The organism is Mesorhizobium sp. CA14, from assembly GCF_020165195.1.
Lineage (GTDB): Bacteria > Pseudomonadota > Alphaproteobacteria > Rhizobiales > Rhizobiaceae > Mesorhizobium.
The window spans coordinates 1-16,621 of the sequence record NZ_JAIUHR010000017.1 but is presented as its reverse complement, the minus strand read 5'-3'; the positions used below and the strand labels follow the sequence as shown (position 1 = coordinate 16,621).

Annotated in this window: 14 protein-coding genes, 1 pseudogene and 1 riboswitch; of the genes and pseudogenes, 9 read left to right on the top strand and 6 right to left on the bottom strand. The window is 64.3% G+C overall.

What is annotated here, in order from left to right; translation table 11 throughout:
- Nucleotides 1–2 precede the first annotated feature (2 nt).
- The 6 genes and pseudogenes from LB565_RS18150 (at nt 3) to LB565_RS18125 (ending at nt 6,263) form a co-directional block, all read left to right on the top strand.
- Nucleotides 3–1,367: a dicarboxylate/amino acid:cation symporter gene (locus tag LB565_RS18150; protein ID WP_224586329.1), complete on the top strand. Its 1,365-nt coding sequence runs from the start codon at nt 3–5 to the stop codon at nt 1,365–1,367.
- Nucleotides 1,364–2,131, top strand: coding sequence for an aspartate/glutamate racemase family protein (locus LB565_RS18145; protein ID WP_224586327.1), 768 nt, complete (start codon nt 1,364–1,366; stop codon nt 2,129–2,131). The genes LB565_RS18150 and LB565_RS18145 overlap by 4 nt, the downstream gene beginning before the upstream one ends.
- A gap of 232 nt (nt 2,132–2,363) precedes the next feature.
- Entirely contained in the window at nt 2,364–3,206 is an 843-nt protein-coding gene (locus tag LB565_RS18140) for a MetQ/NlpA family ABC transporter substrate-binding protein (RefSeq protein WP_224586326.1), read from the top strand.
- A gap of 83 nt (nt 3,207–3,289) precedes the next feature.
- Entirely contained in the window at nt 3,290–4,381 is a 1,092-nt protein-coding gene (locus tag LB565_RS18135) for a methionine ABC transporter ATP-binding protein (protein ID WP_224586324.1), read from the top strand.
- Nucleotides 4,362–5,018 (top strand): methionine ABC transporter permease, encoded by a 657-nt coding sequence (locus LB565_RS18130; protein ID WP_224586322.1) that lies wholly within the window; start codon nt 4,362–4,364, stop codon nt 5,016–5,018. The genes LB565_RS18135 and LB565_RS18130 overlap by 20 nt, the downstream gene beginning before the upstream one ends.
- 226 nt (nt 5,019–5,244) lie before the next feature.
- Nucleotides 5,245–6,263: pseudogene (locus LB565_RS18125) on the top strand (isopenicillin N synthase family dioxygenase).
- On the opposite strand, the gene LB565_RS18120 reads toward LB565_RS18125, so the two are convergent.
- Nucleotides 6,224–6,511 carry a hypothetical protein gene (locus LB565_RS18120; RefSeq protein WP_224586498.1) on the bottom strand — a complete coding sequence of 96 codons (288 nt, stop codon included), beginning with the start codon at nt 6,509–6,511 and terminating at the stop codon, nt 6,224–6,226. The pseudogene LB565_RS18125 and the gene LB565_RS18120 overlap by 40 nt on opposite strands.
- Before the next feature lie 214 nt (nt 6,512–6,725).
- On the opposite strand from LB565_RS18120, the gene LB565_RS18115 reads away from it, so the two are divergent.
- The 3 genes from LB565_RS18115 (at nt 6,726) to LB565_RS18105 (ending at nt 9,330) form a co-directional block, all read left to right on the top strand.
- Entirely contained in the window at nt 6,726–7,073 is a 348-nt protein-coding gene (locus LB565_RS18115; RefSeq protein ID WP_224586320.1) for a hypothetical protein, read from the top strand.
- 211 nt (nt 7,074–7,284) lie between these two features.
- Entirely contained in the window at nt 7,285–8,271 is a 987-nt protein-coding gene (locus tag LB565_RS18110; RefSeq protein WP_224586318.1) for a zinc-dependent alcohol dehydrogenase family protein, read from the top strand.
- A gap of 99 nt (nt 8,272–8,370) precedes the next feature.
- Nucleotides 8,371–9,330 (top strand): dihydrodipicolinate synthase family protein, encoded by a 960-nt coding sequence (locus tag LB565_RS18105; RefSeq protein WP_224586316.1) that lies wholly within the window; start codon nt 8,371–8,373, stop codon nt 9,328–9,330.
- Nucleotides 9,331–9,405: 75 nt separating this feature from the next.
- On the opposite strand, the gene LB565_RS18100 is transcribed toward LB565_RS18105, so the two are convergent.
- The 5 genes from LB565_RS18100 to LB565_RS18080 all read right to left on the bottom strand — a co-directional run bounded on the left by LB565_RS18100 (nt 9,406) and on the right by LB565_RS18080 (nt 16,262).
- Nucleotides 9,406–12,810 carry an acyl-[ACP]--phospholipid O-acyltransferase gene (locus LB565_RS18100; protein WP_224586313.1) on the bottom strand — a complete coding sequence of 1,135 codons (3,405 nt, stop codon included), beginning with the start codon at nt 12,808–12,810 and terminating at the stop codon, nt 9,406–9,408.
- A 628-nt stretch (nt 12,811–13,438) separates the two neighbouring features.
- Nucleotides 13,439–14,164: an MgtC/SapB family protein gene (locus LB565_RS18095; protein WP_224586312.1), complete on the bottom strand. Its 726-nt coding sequence runs from the start codon at nt 14,162–14,164 to the stop codon at nt 13,439–13,441.
- A 114-nt stretch (nt 14,165–14,278) separates the two neighbouring features.
- A complete protein-coding gene (locus LB565_RS18090; protein ID WP_224586310.1) occupies nt 14,279–14,437 on the bottom strand; it encodes a peptide ABC transporter permease in 159 nt (52 codons plus the stop codon).
- A gap of 132 nt (nt 14,438–14,569) precedes the next feature.
- Nucleotides 14,570–15,634 carry a class II fructose-bisphosphate aldolase gene (gene fba, locus LB565_RS18085; protein WP_224586308.1) on the bottom strand — a complete coding sequence of 355 codons (1,065 nt, stop codon included), beginning with the start codon at nt 15,632–15,634 and terminating at the stop codon, nt 14,570–14,572.
- A gap of 160 nt (nt 15,635–15,794) precedes the next feature.
- On the bottom strand, nt 15,795–16,262 hold the full coding sequence (locus LB565_RS18080; protein ID WP_224586306.1) for a 6,7-dimethyl-8-ribityllumazine synthase: 468 nt from the start codon (nt 16,260–16,262) through the stop codon (nt 15,795–15,797).
- 78 nt (nt 16,263–16,340) lie between these two features.
- Nucleotides 16,341–16,487: riboswitch (FMN riboswitch) on the bottom strand.
- Between the last annotated feature and the right edge of the window lie 134 nt (nt 16,488–16,621).

The following is a 16,621-nucleotide window of genomic DNA, read 5'->3' as shown; positions in this document are numbered from 1 at the left end:
CAATGGCCGTCTCGGATGTAGCCGCAGCCATGCCTTTCGATTGGCGCCTGGCGGCAAAGCGCATCCTGCGCTCGCCGACGACGACGATCATCATGATCCTGGCCGGGATCCTGTGCGGCCTCTATTACCCGGCCTTCGCCCATGCGATCAGCCCCATCGCGCAGGTCTATCTGAATTTCCTCAAGATGGTCGTCCTGCCCTATCTGGTCTCGTCCGTCATCTTCTCGATCACGGCCATGGTCCAGGACCCGAAATCGGTCCGCTATCTCGGCAAAGTCGGCATAGCGGTACTGGTCGTGTCGTTCCTCGCCGTGCTGGTCAGCGGCACCTATTCGCTGATCCTCAAGCCCGGCCAGATCGAGAACCCGCAGTCGCGCATCGAGCTCGGCGAGTTCATCAATTCGCAAGGCAGCGTCTCCACCGATCTCGCATTCCCCTTCCAGCTCCCGCCGCCGACCGGGGATCCGAACAGCGGACATTCGATCTTCCTGGATCTGGTGCCGAACAACGTCTTCAACGCGCTGGCCTCGGGCCAGACCATCCAGGTCCTGTTGTTCTGCCTGCTTTTCGGGCTTGCAATGGGCAAGATCCCCCAGCCCTCGTCGCTCAGCCTCTCACAGGCGCTCAACGCGGTGTACAAGGCCTGTACGGTGCTGACCAACTGGTTCGTCTGGGGATTGCCCTTCGCGACCTTCATCCTGATCGCCGACCAGACCGCGTCTACCGGCATCAAGCCGCTGATGCTGATGGGCGGCTACCTGCTGGTGATGGGCCTTTCCTGCGTGACATTCCTCGCCGGCGCGTTTGCCGTCATCGCCATACGCTCGCGGCGAAGCTACTGGGCCACGATCAAGACCCTTCAGCCGCTTCTGATGGTGGCCATCACAACGCGCTCCACGGTCGCCTCGCTGCCTTGGGTCATCAACCTTTTGACAGAGCGCCTGAGGTTCAACCTGGTGGTCGTCGAGCTGCTCGTGCCGCTGCAGGCGGCGCTGCTGCGGACCGGCCCGGCGCTGGTCTACACCTCGGGCGTCCTGTTCATCGCCCAGCTCTACGGCCATCCGCTGGCGATCCCGGACCTCTTGCTCGTCGGTGTCGTCTCCGCGCTTCTGGCGCTGACGACAGGCGGCATGGGCAGCCTGCTCATCCTGTCGCAGATGTCCATTGTCTGTGGCAATCTGAAGCTTCCCTTCGAGGCGGCGTTCGTCCTGTTCGTCGCGGTGGACGCGGCCGTGGACACGCTGATGACGCTGTCCAGCGTCTCCACCGTGGCCGCAAGCACGGCAATGATCGCGCCCAGCCATCGGGAAGCGGCGCAGGCTGCTGAAGCCGTCGCACAAGAGCTCGAAGCCGAGCCCGCCCGATGATCGACGACGGCATCCGTCCGCGGCTTGGCATCATCGGCGGTCTCGGGCCGCTTGCATCGGCCGACTTCTACTTCAAGCTGACCCGGATGACCGAGGCGCTGCGCGACAACGAGCATGTGCCTTCCGTCATCCTCAGCGTGCCGCAACTGCCCGACAGGACCGAAGCGATTCTGGCTGGCCATGACGGGCCTCTTGCGCCGCTGCAAGCTGCGGTCGCAACGCTCAACGCGCTCGGTGTTGACTGTATCGTCATGCCCTGCAACACCGCACATCATTGGTACGACAAGCTGGCGGCGAACTCGCCAGCCGAGATCATCCACATCGGCGACGCGGTGGTGGCGGAAATCCGCCGCAGCCTGGACCGGGGCAGGGTTGCGAACCTCGCAACCCGGGGCACCCTGGTCTCCGGCTTCTATCAGCACAGGATATCGGCGGCGGGATTCGACCTCTGCCTTCCGCAGGACGCCGAGTTTCAGGAGCGCGTCGACAGGGCGATCATGCTCGTCAAGGCCGGTTCGATTCCGGAAGCCGCGGCCGAGACCGAGCGCGCGCTTCATCTCGCGCAAATGGCCGGCGCCGATGCAGCGCTTCTCGGCTGCACCGAATTGTCGGTGGTGGCGGCCAGCCTGAACGATTCGAATGGGCTGCTGGTCGTCGACAGCAATGCGGCCCTCGCACGAGCCTGCCTGGCACGATTGGGCTTCGGCATTCAGGAAGCGAGAGGCCTGCCAACTGTGGCTCGCCTGCGGGGTATGGCCGCTTGAGCTGCCGCGCAGCGGGCCTCGTAAGCGTTACCGCTTCGGCCTTCACCGGATCATAGCCGGCTTGCGAGCAGCCGGTGTTCTCCAAGTGTCAAAATCTTTGAGAGAATATTTTCCGCCTCCCGTCCGAGAGGAAAAGCGCTTCTTTGCCCAGCCGGGCAGCATTGGTGATGCTGTGAACAAGGCTTCGCATTCCGCCAAGCCGAACTGATTTCAGGATTGCAAGGAACGCATCATGTCCGACGCTTCAAAGTCTCTCGTTATGTCAATCACCAGGCGCGCCGGATTGGCGGCATTTCTCGCCACGACATTGGCGGTCATCGGCCTTGGTGCGCCGTCGCCATCCTTCGCCGAGGACAAGAAGTCGATCAAGGTCGGCATCATCAGCGGCGAGGATGAGGATGTTTGGCGCGTCGTCACGGCCGAGGCAGCCAAGAAAGGGCTGACCATCGAGACCGTCGTCTTCAACGATTACACCCAGCCGAACGAGGCGCTGGAGCGCGGCGAGATCGACGCCAACGCTTTCCAGCACAAGCCCTATCTCGACAACCAGATCAAGACGCAAGGCTACCACATCGTGCCGGTCGGCTATACCGGCGTCTGGCCGATCGGGCTTTATTCGAAGAAGCATGCCAAGGTCGCCGACCTGCCGGAAGGCGCGGTGATCGGCCTGCCGAACGATCCGTCCAACGAAGGCCGCGCGCTGCATGTCTTGGAACATGAAGGCCTGATCAAGCTCAAGGATGGCACCGGCATCCTGGCGACAACCGCCGACATTGCCGACAACCCGAAGAAGCTCGAGATCAAGGAACTCGACGCCGGCATCGTCGGCCGCTCGGTGGACGATCTCGACGCCGCCGTCGTCAACACAGACTGGGCGCTGAAGAGCGGCCTCGGCCCTGAAAACCGCATCGCGCAGGAGCCCGTGGCCGACAATCCCTATCGCAACTTCATCGCTGTCAAGGCGGGCAGCGAGAACGAGCCCTGGGTGAAGACGCTGGTCGCCTCCTACCAGAACGAGACCGTCAAGGCCGAGTTCGACAAGGTCTACAAGGGCACCGGGATCAGCGCCTATTGATCGGGGCCTGGCTGGCAGAGATAGGCGGCCCGCTGCTGAGCGGGCCGCCGTGGCGTTTGCGCGGCACAGAAACGGACATAGAAATGAACCAGCATGTCACGGCCGAACGCGCCGATCCGATCCACATCCAGCCGACCGGGCGGGAAGACGTTGTCCGCCTCGTCGGCCTGAAGCGCCGCTTCGGGGCGACGCCGGCGCTCGACGGCGTCTCGCTGACTGTTCAGAAGGGCGAGATCGTCGGCATCATCGGCCGCAGCGGCGCCGGCAAGTCGACGCTGATCCGCTGCCTGAACGGGCTGGAGCGGGCCGATTCCGGCGAGGTCTTCATTGAGGGCCGCGAGATCGGCCGTCTGGGCGAGCGCGAGCTGCAGCCGCTGCGTCGCCGCATCGGCATGGTGTTCCAGCACTTCAACCTGCTGTCGGCCAAGACAGTCGAGGAGAATGTCGCGCTGCCGCTCAAGATCGAAGGCCGCCCGCGCGCCGAGCGTATGGCGCGCGCGGCGGAACTGCTGCAGCTCGTCGGCCTGTCGGAGAAGGCCAAGGCCTATCCGGCGTCGCTGTCGGGCGGACAGAAGCAGCGTGTCGGCATCGCCCGGGCGCTTGCCGCCCGACCGGCGTTGCTCTTGTCGGACGAGGCGACCTCGGCGCTCGATCCGGAGACGACGCGCTCGATCCTGGCGCTGCTTAAGGACATCAATTCCAGGCTCGGTCTTACAATCCTGCTCATCACGCATGAGATGGAGGTGATCCGTTCGATAGCCGACCGTGTGGCGGTGATCGATGCCGGCCGGATCGTCGAGGAGGGCGCCGTCTGGCAGGTCTTCGCCAATCCGAAATCGGAGATCACCCGCAGCCTGCTCGGCAGCATCCGGCCGCAATTGCCGCCCGAGATCGCCAGCCGGCTGGCTCCGGGCGTAGGCGCGGAAACGATTCTCCGGATCGATGTCGCCGGCGAGGCCGCGCGCGGTGCTTTGCTTTCCGATCTTGCCGCGGCGGTGCCAGGCCAGTTTCGCCTGGTGCAGGGCGGCGTCGATCATGTCCAAGGCCAGCCCGTCGGCACGCTGTTCCTGGCTGTTGCCGGCGCTGAAGCCGCGCATCTTGCGCAAGTGACGACATTCCTCAAGGACCGCGGCGCGCGGGTGGAGGTGCTTGGCCATGTCGCCGGTCCTGTTTGAACTCCTGCTTCGCTCGATCTGGGAGACCGTGCTGATGACCGGCGCGTCGGGTCTCATCTCTCTGGTCTTCGGCCTGCCGCTCGGCCTTGCCTTGGTCGCCACCGATCGCGGCGGCATCGCCGAGAGCCTTTGGGTCAACCGCAGTCTCGGCGCCATCATCAACGGCTTTCGTTCGGTTCCCTTCATCATTTTGCTGGTGGCGCTGATCCCGGTGACGCGCCTGATCGTCGGCACCTCGATCGGCACATGGGCGGCGATCGTGCCATTGTCGATCGCCGCCACACCCTACTACGCCCGCATGGCCGAAGTGTCGCTGCGCGAGGTCGATCACGGCCTGATCGAGGCGGCGCGCGCCATGGGCGGCAACCGCTGGACGATCATCCGCGAGGTGCTGGTGCCGGAGGCGCTGCCGGGCATCGTCGCCGGCTTCTCGGTGACGCTCGTGACGCTTGTCGGCGCTTCGGCCATGGCCGGCGCCATCGGCGCCGGCGGTCTCGGCGACCTGGCCATCCGCTACGGCTATCAGCGTTTCGAGACCAGCGTCATGGTCGCCGTGGTCGTCGTGCTCATTGTGCTCGTCTGCGGCATCCAGTGGATTGGCGACCGCCTTGTCGCTCGGCTGGACCATCGCGGATAGAGCGCGGACACGAGATGGCGGCGCGAACGCAATTTGCCGCAAAAGCCGGGAATTGAGCGCCGGCTTGCTTCGTTTGCAGCGAGATTGGGTGGTGCGTTTCTTCACCCGCAATGGCGCGCATGTCATCGTGCCGCGGGGTCGCTGGAGCAATTCCGAGAAAGTGCGCAGCGGTTTTCCGTCCGGAATCGCGAAAAAACAAAGAGTTGCCGCCAAGAGGAGCCTGTCCATGGCAAGAATAATTCCGGTGCTCGATCTCGACCGCCTGGAGCAGGGCGCATCGGAACTGCGGACATTCTTGCTCGATCTGCGCACCGCAGCCCGCGATGTCGGTTTCTTCTATCTGAGCGGCCACGGCATCACCCAGCCGGAGATCGATGCGGTGCTGGGCGCCGCGCGCCGCTTCTTTGCCTTGCCGGAGGCCGACAAGCTCGACATCGAAATGGTGAAGTCGCCGCAGTTTCGCGGCTATACGCCCGCCGGCGGCGAGCTGACCAGGGGCAAGGCCGACTGGCGCGAACAGCTCGACATCGGCGTCGAACGCGCGACCATTCCGCAAGGGCCAGGCGTGCCGGCCTGGACGCGGCTGCAGGGCCCGAACCAGTGGCCGGCCGCGCTCCCCGATCTCAAGCCCGCGCTGCTTGCCTGGCAGGCCAAGTCGACCGATGTGGCGATCCGGCTGCTCAAGGCCTTCGCGCTGTCGCTCGACCAGCCGGAGGACGCTTTCGATCCGATCTATCGCGGCGAACCGAACCACCGCATGAAGATCGTGCGCTATCCCGGCCGCAATGCCACCGGCGACGACCAGGGCGTCGGCGCGCATAAGGATGGCGGCTTTCTCACGCTTCTGCTGCAGGACGAGAACAAGGGCCTGCAGGTCGAGTATGACGGCAGCTGGGTGGATGTCGACCCGATCCCGCGAACGCTCGTCGTCAATATCGGAGAGCTGCTTGAGCTCCCTCGAACGGCTATCTCAGAGCCACCGTGCATCGCGTCGTCACGCCGCCGGCCGGCGTCGAACGGATTTCGGTGCCGTTCTTCTTCAGCGCCCGGCTTGACGCCACCATCCCGCTGCTCGATCTGCCCGAGGAACTGGCGGCCGAAGCGCGCGGCCCGGCCAGCGACCCCGACAATCCGCTCTTCCGCAATGTCGGGACCAACGTGCTGAAAAGCCGGCTGAGGTCGCATCCCGACGTGGCGCGGCGTCACTATGCCGATCTTCTGGAAAAAGCATCGGTCGCCGACTGACGATTCCTGATGATTGAGCGAGATTTTTTCGCGATTTCGCTCTTTTTTGGAATTCTGTTCGTGGAAAATACGCCGTTCAGGCCCCAAATAAGGAGCATCGCTCGGTGTTTTCCTCCCATTGCGCCGGGCGATGTTCCCCTCTGAAGGTTATGACCTTCATACTTTGGCCGGGCCGCTTTCGCGCCCGGCCTTTTTCTTATCTGCGTCGGGAATCCACCGATCAGACCGGCGATGCGCTCGGTCTGCATTTGGATGTTGACCCCTTCACCGGCTGCGGTCCCGGTCGGCGGTCGTCTGCTCGAATTCCGCGCGCTCGAACCTCAAGCGCATTTCCTCGCTATCCATCCTGACATGAATGCGCGAACCATTGTGTTACGGTGCTGGTGATGTTCACGGCATCCGCTCGGGCCTGCCGTGAGATGAAGAGGAGAGTTCGCCACGCCCAGGATCAGCCGCCGCGCCTTGCTCTTTCACTCCGGCTGCGCGGTCGTCGCCTCGACCGTCGCAGCAAACGGTCACAGCACGAAGGCGCTAAAGCGTAACCAGCAACCATCCGAGGACCTGGTCGCCCTGATTGAGGCGCACAAGGCAACCTATGCAGCGTTCGGCAAGGCCATCCACAAAAGGCGCGGCCGTGACCACATCGAGGCCGGCCGAGCGGAGGAGAGGGCGCTGCTGGCCATCTGCGCCTATCGGGCGGTCAAGGAAGGCGACCGCCTGGCCAAGGCCCGATATCTTCTGAAGGTCGAGGCGCGCGGCGAGCTCGACCTGCCAGAACACATGCAGGCTCTTCTGCGCTCTACAGTGTGAAAGGCGTGAGACTTCCAGCCGCATAGAGGTCGAGCGCCGCCGCGGCGGCCGCGAATGAGCCGAGATCGACAGCCTTGACGAACACGTCCATGCTTTCGAGGCGGTCCATATTCAAAACCAATCGTTTCGACTGTTCTGCCTGCGTGCCGATTTATCGGTTCTCGATGCCTCTGCATAGTCCATTCCATCGAATGGATTTGGAGTTGCAGGCATGGCAAGGGTTGTCCGCTTTCACAGTCACGGCGGTCCAGAGGTGCTTCGCATCGAGGATATGGAGGTTCCGCCGCCAGACCCCGGCGAGGTCCGGATCCGCGTCAGGGCGCTGGGCTTGAACCGCGCCGAAACCTCGATGCGCAGCGGCTCTTATATCGAGAGGCCGACGCTGCCGTCCGGACTCGGTCTCGAAGCGGCGGGGATCGTCGAGGCGGTGGGAGCCGGCGTGGAAGTCTTCGCACTGGGTGATGCGGTCAGCGTCATCCCGCCGCGCTCGATGGCGCGCTGGCCGGCCTATGGCGAGCTCGTGAATTTTCCGGCCAAGCTTGTGGTAAAACATCCGCCGTCGCTTTCGTTCGAGGCCGCCGCCGCGACATGGATGCAATATCTCACCGCCTATGGTGCGTTGATCGACATCGCCGGTCTCGACCGCGGCGAGCCCGTCGTCATCACCGCGGCCTCGAGCAGCGTCGGGCTCGCCGCCATCCAGATCGCCAACATAATTGGCGCCGTACCGATCGCCGTGACGCGGACATCGGCCAAGAAGATGGCGTTGCTCGGTGCCGGCGCCGCTTATGTCGTGACCTCGCAGGAGGAAGACCTCGAGGCGCGGCTGAGGGAGATCGCGCCGCACGGCGTGCGCGTCGTCCTCGACCCGGTCGGCGGCCCGATCTTCACTCCGCTGACGGCGGCGATGGCGCGCGGTGGCATTCTCATCGAATATGGCGGCCTCAGCCCCGAGCCGACGCCGTTCCCGCTGTTCGACGTCCTGGCGAAGACGTTGACGCTGCGCGGCTACCTCGTCCACGAGATCACCGGCGATCCCGCCCGGCTTGAAGCCGCCAAGGCCTTCATCCTCGATGGCCTCGCCTCAGGCGCGCTGAAGCCGGTCATCGCGAGGACGTTTCCGTTCGAGGAGATCGCCGAGGCGCACCGCTTTCTGGAAGCAGGGGAACAGTTCGGCAAGATCGTGGTGACTGTTTGAGGCTCGCTTCAGCCGGAAAAGCGACTATCCGCTTGGCAAGCGGTGCCGCGCCGGGCCAAACTGGTCATTCCGGATGCCTGCCTCAAGGAGACTTCGAAAATGCTCGCCAATGTTTTTTCCGGCTGCATGCCGGCGCTGATGACGCCTTGCACCGATGACCGGCTTCCCGACTTCGACGCGCTGGTGCGCAAGGGGCGCGAGCTGATCGCCGCTGGCATGTCGGCCGTCGTCTATTGCGGCTCCATGGGCGACTGGCCGCTGCTGACCGATGCGCAGCGCATGGAAGGCGTCGAGCGCCTGGTGAAAACCGGCGTCCCGGTGATCGTCGGCACCGGCGCGGTCAACACCGCCAGCGCCGTGGCGCACGCCGCCCATGCGCAAAAGGTCGGCGCGCGGGGCCTGATGGTGATTCCGCGCGTTCTGTCGCGCGGGCCGTCGGTGACGGCGCAGCGCCATCATTTCAAGGCGATCCTTGCCGCCGCGCCCGACCTGCCGGCCGTCATCTACAACAGTCCCTATTATGGCTTTGCCACACGCGCCGATCTCTTCTTCGCGCTGCGCGCCGAGCATCCGAACCTGGTCGGCTTCAAGGAGTTCGGCGGCCCGGCGGATTTGCGCTATGCGGCGGAAAACATCACCAGCCGCGACGATGAGATTGCGCTGATGATCGGCGTCGACACCGCCGTCTTCCACGGCTTCGTCAATTGCGGGGCATCCGGCGCCATCACCGGCATCGGAAATGTCCTGCCCAAGGAAGTGCTGCATCTGGTGGGCCTCAGCCAGGCGGCGGCCAAGGGCGATGCCGAAGCGCGCCGGCTGGCGCAGGAACTGGACGCGGCGTTGGCCGTGCTGTCCTCTTTCGACGAAGGTCCGGACCTCGTGCTCTATTTCAAGCACATGATGGTGCTGAAGGGTAATCCCGAATACAGGCTGCACTTCAACGAGACGGATGCGCTGAGCGACAGCCAGCGCGGCTATGCCGAGCAGCAGCTCAAGCTGTTCGACACCTGGTATGCCCAGTGGTCGAGGCAGCCCGTCATGGCAAGATACGCGGCCTGAGTTGACATCTCGACCGGACCTGCCGGCCGGGACGAACAGGCCCGCGCTTGCCGCGGGCCTGTTCGCACGTTCAGGTCAGGCGGCCTTGACCTTCAGTTCTTCGTCGCCGCGCACCATCCTGGTCACGCCGGCGAAGTCGAGCTTGCCGGAACCGAGCACCGGCACTTTCGCCACGACGCGCACTTCGGCCGGCACCATCAGATCCATGGCGCCGTTCGCCTTGGCGAAGGCCAGGAAGTCGGCGCGGGTGGCGTTCGGCGCTTCCGTGATCAGGATCAGCTTCTCGCCCTTGCGCGCGTCGGGCAGCGTGGCCACGGCCGACAGCGAGCCTTTCCAGAGTTCGCCGGCCAGCGCCTCGACCGCCGCAAGCGAGACCATCTCGCCGCCGATCTTGGCGAAGCGCTTGGCGCGGCCGCGGATCGAGATGAAGCCCGCGTCGTCAACTGTCACGACGTCGCCGGTGTCGTGCCAGCCGTCCTTCAGCGACTCGATCACGCCCGGATTCTCGGTGCGCAGATAGCCGGCCATGACGTTCGGGCCGCGCACGAAGAGCCGGCCGCCCTCGTCGACGCCGGGCACCGGCTCGAGGCGGTATTCCATGCCGGGCATGATTTTACCGACGCTGCCCGACTTGTTGTACATCGGTGTGTTGATGGCGATCACCGGCGCGGTTTCGGTCACGCCATAGCCTTCCAGGATGCGCAAGCCGAACTTCTCCATGTAAGTCGTGCGTGTGGCGGCCTTGACCGGTTCCGCGCCGGCGAAACAGTAACGCACCGAACGGAAGTCGTAAGGGTGTGCCGTGCGGGCATAGCCCGACAGGAACGTGTCGGTGCCGAAAATGATCGTGGCGTTCGACGCATAGATCAGTTCCGGCACGATGCGGTAGTGCAGCGGCGAGGGATAGAAATAGACCGGCACGCCGGAGATCAGCGGCAGCACCGTGCCCGCCGTCATGCCGAAGGAGTGGAAGATCGGCAGCACGTTGAACACCTTGTCGCCTGAATGGAAGTCGATGCGCGAGGCGGCCTGGGCGGCATTGGCCAGGATGTTGCGGTGGGTGAGCACCACGCCCTTGGGCGTGCCTTCCGAGCCTGAGGTGAACAGGATCGCTGCCGGATCGTCCGCCTTGCGCGCCACCCGCGGTGTCGTCCTGCGCAACAGGCCGAGCAGCTTGTCCTTGAGGCCGATCGTGGCCCGCAAATCGTCGAGCCAGATGATGTCGACCGAACGGCCGATCTCCTCCACCACCGGCCCGAGCTTTGCCTGCTCGACAAAGGCGCGGGAGGTGAGTACGGCCCGCACCTCGGCCGCTTTGCAGGCCGACAGGATGTTCGCGGCACCGGCGGTGAAGTTGATCATCGCCGGGACCTTGCCGGCCGACATCACGCCGAGAAGTGCCGCGCAGGCACCATTGGCGTTGGGCAGCATGATGCCCAGCGTCTGCTGGCCGGCATAGAGATGCTCGAACTTCTCGCCAAGCACCGCGGCGGCCGTCAGCAGTTTGCCGTAGCTCAGCGAACCGGTGACCGGATCCTGCACGGCGAGCTCCTTCATGCCACGCTCGTTAGCCGTCTCGATGATCTTCTCCAGCACCGTGTTGTCGATGTCCTGGGTGCGGAAGACGAGGTCCGACATCACCTGGTAGAGCGCGGAGCCCGCAGCGGCGCGGCGCTGGCGGCCCTTCAGTTCCTGCGCGACTTCGAGCCTCACCGGTTCCAGTATGGTCACCTTGACCTTCGGGAACAGGCGATGGCGCACATGCTGCGAGGTCAGCCGCGAGAAGTAGCTCTTCTCCAGCCCCTCGATGCGCACCGGCACCACCATCGACCCGGTCTTGTCGGCAACCATGGCGGCGCCGTCATAGACCTTCATCAGGCCGCCGGTGACCGTGATGCGGCCTTCCGGGAAGATGACCAGCGGATCGCCGCCCTGCACGACCTTGATCAGCGTGCGGGTCGACATCGGCTTTGCCGGATTGAGCGGCAGCGCCCGGGCGAGCTTCATGAACGGCTTCATCCACCAGGCCTGGGCGATCGTGTAATCGATGGCGAAGACCGGCTCCTCGTCGGTCAGCGTCAGCGCCAGCGGGCCGTCGAGGAAGCTGACATGGTTGAGGGCCAGGATCGGCGCCTTGCCGGCCGCCTTGAGGTTTTCGATGCCCTCGACCTCCAGCCGCAGGAAGGCGCGGAAGAGGATGGAGACGAAGTCACGGAACGGGTTGGTTGGCAGGAATTTCAGCATCAGCCAGGCAGCGATCGCGTTGGCGACCACGAGGCCGAACAGGATACCCGCAATCGAGACGCCCGCAGCCTGGATCGCGGCGACGAGGATGCCGCCGACGGTCATGAAGCCGGCATTGACGATGCTCACCGCGGCAACGACCCGGGCGCGGCGCGCTTCCGGCGACCAGGCCTGCACGGCGGCGAAGGTCGGCACCACCAGGAAGGCGGCGGCGATGGCCATGCCGGCGAGGTCGATGGCGACACGGATGGTGTTCGGGCCGGCGAAGAAGGCGGCAAGCGTCTCGGCCTTCGGCGAATGCTGCATGCTGCCGATGGTCCAGGCCAGATGCAGGCCGAACAGCGCAAGCAGCGCGGTGCCGACCGGCGCCGGCAGCAGCACCATGCGCCCCTGCGACATCCAGGCGGCGATGGCCGAGCCGACCGCGATCGAGACGGCGAATACCGCAAGATAGGCGGTGACGGCGATCTCGTTGCCGCCGAGCGAATCCTTGATCATCGCCGGCAGGATCGACAGCACGATGGCGCCGACCAGCCAGAACCACGAGGTCATCAGGCCGGCGCGCCAGATGCGCGTGTCGGTGCGCAGTTCGGCGACCTGGCGCCAGGTCGAGCGGAGGATGTTCTTGTCGATGGCAAGGTTGGGCGCGGCCGAAGCGGTGGTGGGGATGTAGCGGCTGACGAACCAGCAGCCGACGGCCAGCGCCATCATGATCGGCCCGAACACCGCGACCCCGATGCCGTCGGCGGAGACGACGCCGCCGGCGATGGTGCCGCCCAGGATCGCCGCGAATGTCGCCGACTCGATCCAGGCATTGGCCTTCGGCAGTTCCTTGCGCTCGAGATGATCCGGCAGGATGCCGTATTTGATCGGCCCGAACAGCGCCGAGATGATGCCGAACATCAAGAGCGCCGTCATCAGCACCGGGATCGACGACAGCGCGATGCCGACGACGGCGACGGCGGCCGCGGCGATCTCGGTGAATTTCAAACGGCGCGCGATCAGCGCCTTGTCGAAGCGGTCGGCGATCTCGCCGCCAAGCGCCGAAAGCAGCAGGAAGGGCGCCATGAAGACAGCGCCCGCCAGCGTCACCAGTGACGCGGCCTGATCTTTCGCCAGCGTGAAGAGAATGAGGAACACCAGCGTGTTCTTCAGGAAATTGTCGTTGAAGGCCGAGAGGAACTGCGTCCAGAAGAGAGGCGCGAAGCGCCGCGACATCATCAGATGGGTGTTCATGGCAATTTCCATTGGGCAAGTCCGGCTGGCAATCCGATTGGACTGGGCGGACACTTGCGCGGTTTGAGCCTTGTTTATCGGAAAGCCGTTAAGCTTCGTTGCTGCGATTCAATCCAATCCATTTATTTGTTGTTCTTGGTGCCTGGAATCTGTCGCCCATGATCGGCTTCCAGGCCTTCCAGGCACTCGACTGTTTGCGGGCTTGGCTGTCAGCGAGCATCGATATGATCCTTTCGTTTCAGCGTGAGTGTGGCTCGGCACAGGCTTGTTTCAGGTCGGATACATTTCTTGAACGTCGTTCAAGTGCACCATAGCACATCGTGAACGCCGTTCAAGACAAAAATGAACGACGTTCACGTTGCTCGGAGCGTGGTTAATAAGCGAAGAGGCAGGTATGGAAGGGCGGGGCTTGTCCTCGGGCGTTCTGGGGCAACCGCTTGGGGTATTCCCCTTTCCGTCTCGGATTCGCCGGCGGACCTCTCCCTCATCTCATGGGGCGGGGAACCGCCGAGGACATCGCATCCTGCTGTCTGTCCTTGCCTCCGACAAGTGTCGTCGTCACCGGGGCGGTGCTGCTCGCGGATGGCGCTGCCGTGTACCGATGACGAAACAGGGCAGTGCGAATCCCTCAGAACGACCTCTCGCCGGTCATATCGAACCGCTCAACCGTGCAATGCTTGCCGACCACGCCCAGCACGTCGGTCGAAGGTTGGTCCGCTTCCGGCTGCTTCCATCGGATTTGGAAGGAAAACACGAAACGGTTGCCGCCGGGGTCATGCTCCATGCTGACAAGGCGAGCCTCGTAGCCGAGCGTCCGTATCATGCCCTGGAGGTCGGGGGGCGAGTTTTTCGGCCATGAGACCGACAGGATCGCCTTGTGGTCGCGTGAAATCTTGAGGTCGACCCACTTCAAGCCCTGAAGCGTCACCAGTGTCAGCACCGTCGCGATCGCGCCGAGGCCGAACTGACCGCCGCCGAAGGCCAGCCCGATCATGGTCATGATCCACATCGTGGCGGCGGTGGTGACGCCGGTGACCAGATCACCGCGCCGCAGGATGGCGCCGCCGCCGATGAAGCCGACACCGGTGAGCACGCCGAGCGCGAAACGCATCACGTCCATGCGCACGAAAGAGCCCGGCCCTTTGCCGGAAACATCGAGCAGCATGTTGGCCTGGACCATGGCCACACATGCCGCAAGACCGACCAGTATGGTCGTGCGCAATCCGGCGGAGTGGCCGCGCGCTTCGCGGTTCAAGCCGATGAGAAAACCTGCGACCAGTGTCGCCAACAACCGCGCTACGAGGTCCGGCCAGGTCGGATGAAGCGGCATGTCGCAGCAAAGCGGCTCGAACATCGTCGGTCAGGGCGGCCTAAGCCCCTCCGTTGCGTCTGGAACGTTCAACTAGGCTTGGCCGCCGATGGTTCCGTGGCCGGCGCAGTTCGACGCCGTGGGGCCGCGAACGGTCCTTCATCGGACGGCGATGCTTAGCACCAGTGCCAGCACGACGATGCCGACAAGCCCGGCGATAAAAATGATGCGGCGTGCGCGCGTGCGCAGGATGATCTCACCCTGTCGAGCATCTTGCCCGGAAATGACCGGGCCTTCCTTGTCGCGATCCTTGCTCATGAAGCGCTCCTTGCCTTGGGGTGGGCATGGACGGGGTCAGGGCAGGAACCGATCTCCCGGGTTGTGGTTCCGCGAACCCACCGGCTGAAAGTGTGCCCGCGACCGGATTTGGTCGGCCGCGGGCAATTTGGCTCAGCCGAATTTCGGGTCGAGGCTGCCCGACTTGTAGCGCTTGGCCATGTCGGCCAGCGGGATCGGCTTGATCTTCGGCGCGTTGCCGGCGGTGCCGAACTGCTCGAAGCGCTCCTTGCAGAGCTTCTTCATCGCCGCCATCGCCGGCGTCAGATATTTGCGCGGATCGAACTCCGACGGGTTCTCGCTCAGCACTTTGCGGATCGCGCCGGTCAGCGCCATGCGGTTGTCGGTGTCGATGTTGATCTTGCGCACGCCATGCTTGATGCCGCGCTGGATCTCTTCCACCGGCACGCCCCAGGTCGGCTTCATCTGGCCGCCATATTTGTTGATGATCTCCTGCAGCTCCTCGGGCACCGAGGACGAGCCGTGCATGACCAGATGCATGTTGGGCAGGCGGCGGTGGATCTCCTCGATCACGTTCATCGCCAGCACCGCGCCGTCCGGCTTGCGCGAGAATTTATAGGCGCCGTGGCTGGTGCCCATCGCGACCGCCAGCGCGTCGACATGCGTGTCGCGCACGAATTGCTCGGCCTGCACCGGGTCGGTCAAAAGCTGGTCGTGGCTGATCGCGCCCTCGACGCCGTGGCCGTCTTCCTGCTCGCCGCCGCCGCTCTCCAGCGAGCCGAGCACGCCGATCTCGCCTTCCACCGAAACGCCGCCCCAATGCGCCATGTCGACGACACGCCGCGTGATGCCGGAATTATAGGCGTAGTCGGCCGGCGACTTGCCGTCCTCCTTCAGCGAGCCATCCATCATCACCGAGGTGAAGCCGTACTGGATGGCGGTGACGCAGGTCGCTTCGTTGTTGCCGTGGTCGAGATGCATGCAGACCGGGATGTCGGGATGGATCTCGACCAGCGCGTCGATCAGCTTGGCCAGCACCACGTCATTGGCATAGGCGCGCGCGCCGCGGCTGGCCTGCAGGATGACCGGCGACTTGGTCTCCTCGGCCGCCTCCATGATGGCGAGCCCCTGTTCCATATTGTTCATGTTGAAGGCAGGCACGCCATAGCCATGTTCGGCGGCATGGTCGAGCAATTGTCTCAGTGTGATGCGAGCCAACGAATAGTCTCCCGTATCTGGTTCGAGCCCGTGTTTGAAAGAGCCGCCCGGGCGTCGGGCGGCCCCGTTGCTTCTGGCCGGATTTCGGACCTGCCGCAACCTTTCGGAGCCTTTTCGGCCGCAATTCTTGTTGCAGCGCTGAAATCAGGCGCTTTCGGACTTACGCGGCGATGCGTGCGCGTGCGGCGAGGATCTCGGCGCAGGCTCTCGCCGCTTCCTTGCCCTTCACGATGAAATGCTCGTGGAAGAAGCGGTGATGCTCGGCGCTGTCATGGTAGCTGTGCGGCGTCAGCACCGCCGACAGCACCGGCACGCCGGTCGCGAGCTGCACGTTCATCATGCCGTCAACGACGGCGCTCGCCACGAAGTCGTGCCGGTAGATGCCGCCATTGACGACGAAGGCGGTGCCGAGGATCGCGGCGTAACGGCCGGTCTCGGCAAGCGTCTTGGCGTGCAGCGGAATCTCGTAGGCGCCCGGCACGTCGAAGACCTCGACGGCGAAGCCGCCGAGCGCGGCAAGCTCAGCCTCAAAGGCCTGCACGCATTGATCGACGATATCGGCATGCCAGCGCGCCCTGATGACGGCGATACGACGGGCAGTATGGTCTTTGGGGAAATGCTGATTCATGGGTCCTCCTTCCGTTTCGAACCAGAATCAGGACGCACGACGCAAAAACGCGGCCCGCGCGAGCGGACCGTCTCCTGCGATCGTTCTCTTCCATCCGGACTGTAACCGTCGGCTCCGGAATCGCACCGGATCTGCTGACCCTTCCGTTTACGCGGAAGGCGCTCGCGGGCTTGAGCCGAGGCTCTTACCGCCGGTGGGGACTTTCACCCCGCCCTGAGAACATTAACGCGGGTAGATATGAGAGGGCTCGGGTGCGCTGTCAATCGGCGACTAGCTAATCTCCCCCCTTGAGGGGGAGATGGCCGGCAGGCCAGAAGGGGTCGTCGCGCGTGAAGCGCCAACGATGTCTCGGTTAGAAG

What these genes read in the sequence shown, in the direction of transcription:
- LB565_RS18110 (WP_224586318.1), top strand. Translation starts at nt 7,285, where the DNA reads ATGGCAAGGGTTGTCCGCTTTCACAGTCACGGCGGTCCAGAGGTGCTT.
- LB565_RS18150 (WP_224586329.1), top strand. Translation starts at nt 3, where the DNA reads ATGGCCGTCTCGGATGTAGCCGCAGCCATGCCTTTCGATTGGCGCCTG.
- LB565_RS18095 (WP_224586312.1), bottom strand. Translation starts at nt 14,164, where the DNA reads ATGTTCGAGCCGCTTTGCTGCGACATGCCGCTTCATCCGACCTGGCCG.
- LB565_RS18120 (WP_224586498.1), bottom strand. Translation starts at nt 6,511, where the DNA reads ATGCAGACCGAGCGCATCGCCGGTCTGATCGGTGGATTCCCGACGCAG.
- LB565_RS18100 (WP_224586313.1), bottom strand. Translation starts at nt 12,810, where the DNA reads ATGAACACCCATCTGATGATGTCGCGGCGCTTCGCGCCTCTCTTCTGG.
- LB565_RS18145 (WP_224586327.1), top strand. Translation starts at nt 1,364, where the DNA reads ATGATCGACGACGGCATCCGTCCGCGGCTTGGCATCATCGGCGGTCTC.
- LB565_RS18130 (WP_224586322.1), top strand. Translation starts at nt 4,362, where the DNA reads ATGTCGCCGGTCCTGTTTGAACTCCTGCTTCGCTCGATCTGGGAGACC.
- LB565_RS18105 (WP_224586316.1), top strand. Translation starts at nt 8,371, where the DNA reads ATGCTCGCCAATGTTTTTTCCGGCTGCATGCCGGCGCTGATGACGCCT.
- LB565_RS18080 (WP_224586306.1), bottom strand. Translation starts at nt 16,262, where the DNA reads ATGAATCAGCATTTCCCCAAAGACCATACTGCCCGTCGTATCGCCGTC.
- LB565_RS18135 (WP_224586324.1), top strand. Translation starts at nt 3,290, where the DNA reads ATGAACCAGCATGTCACGGCCGAACGCGCCGATCCGATCCACATCCAG.
- LB565_RS18090 (WP_224586310.1), bottom strand. Translation starts at nt 14,437, where the DNA reads ATGAGCAAGGATCGCGACAAGGAAGGCCCGGTCATTTCCGGGCAAGAT.
- LB565_RS18140 (WP_224586326.1), top strand. Translation starts at nt 2,364, where the DNA reads ATGTCCGACGCTTCAAAGTCTCTCGTTATGTCAATCACCAGGCGCGCC.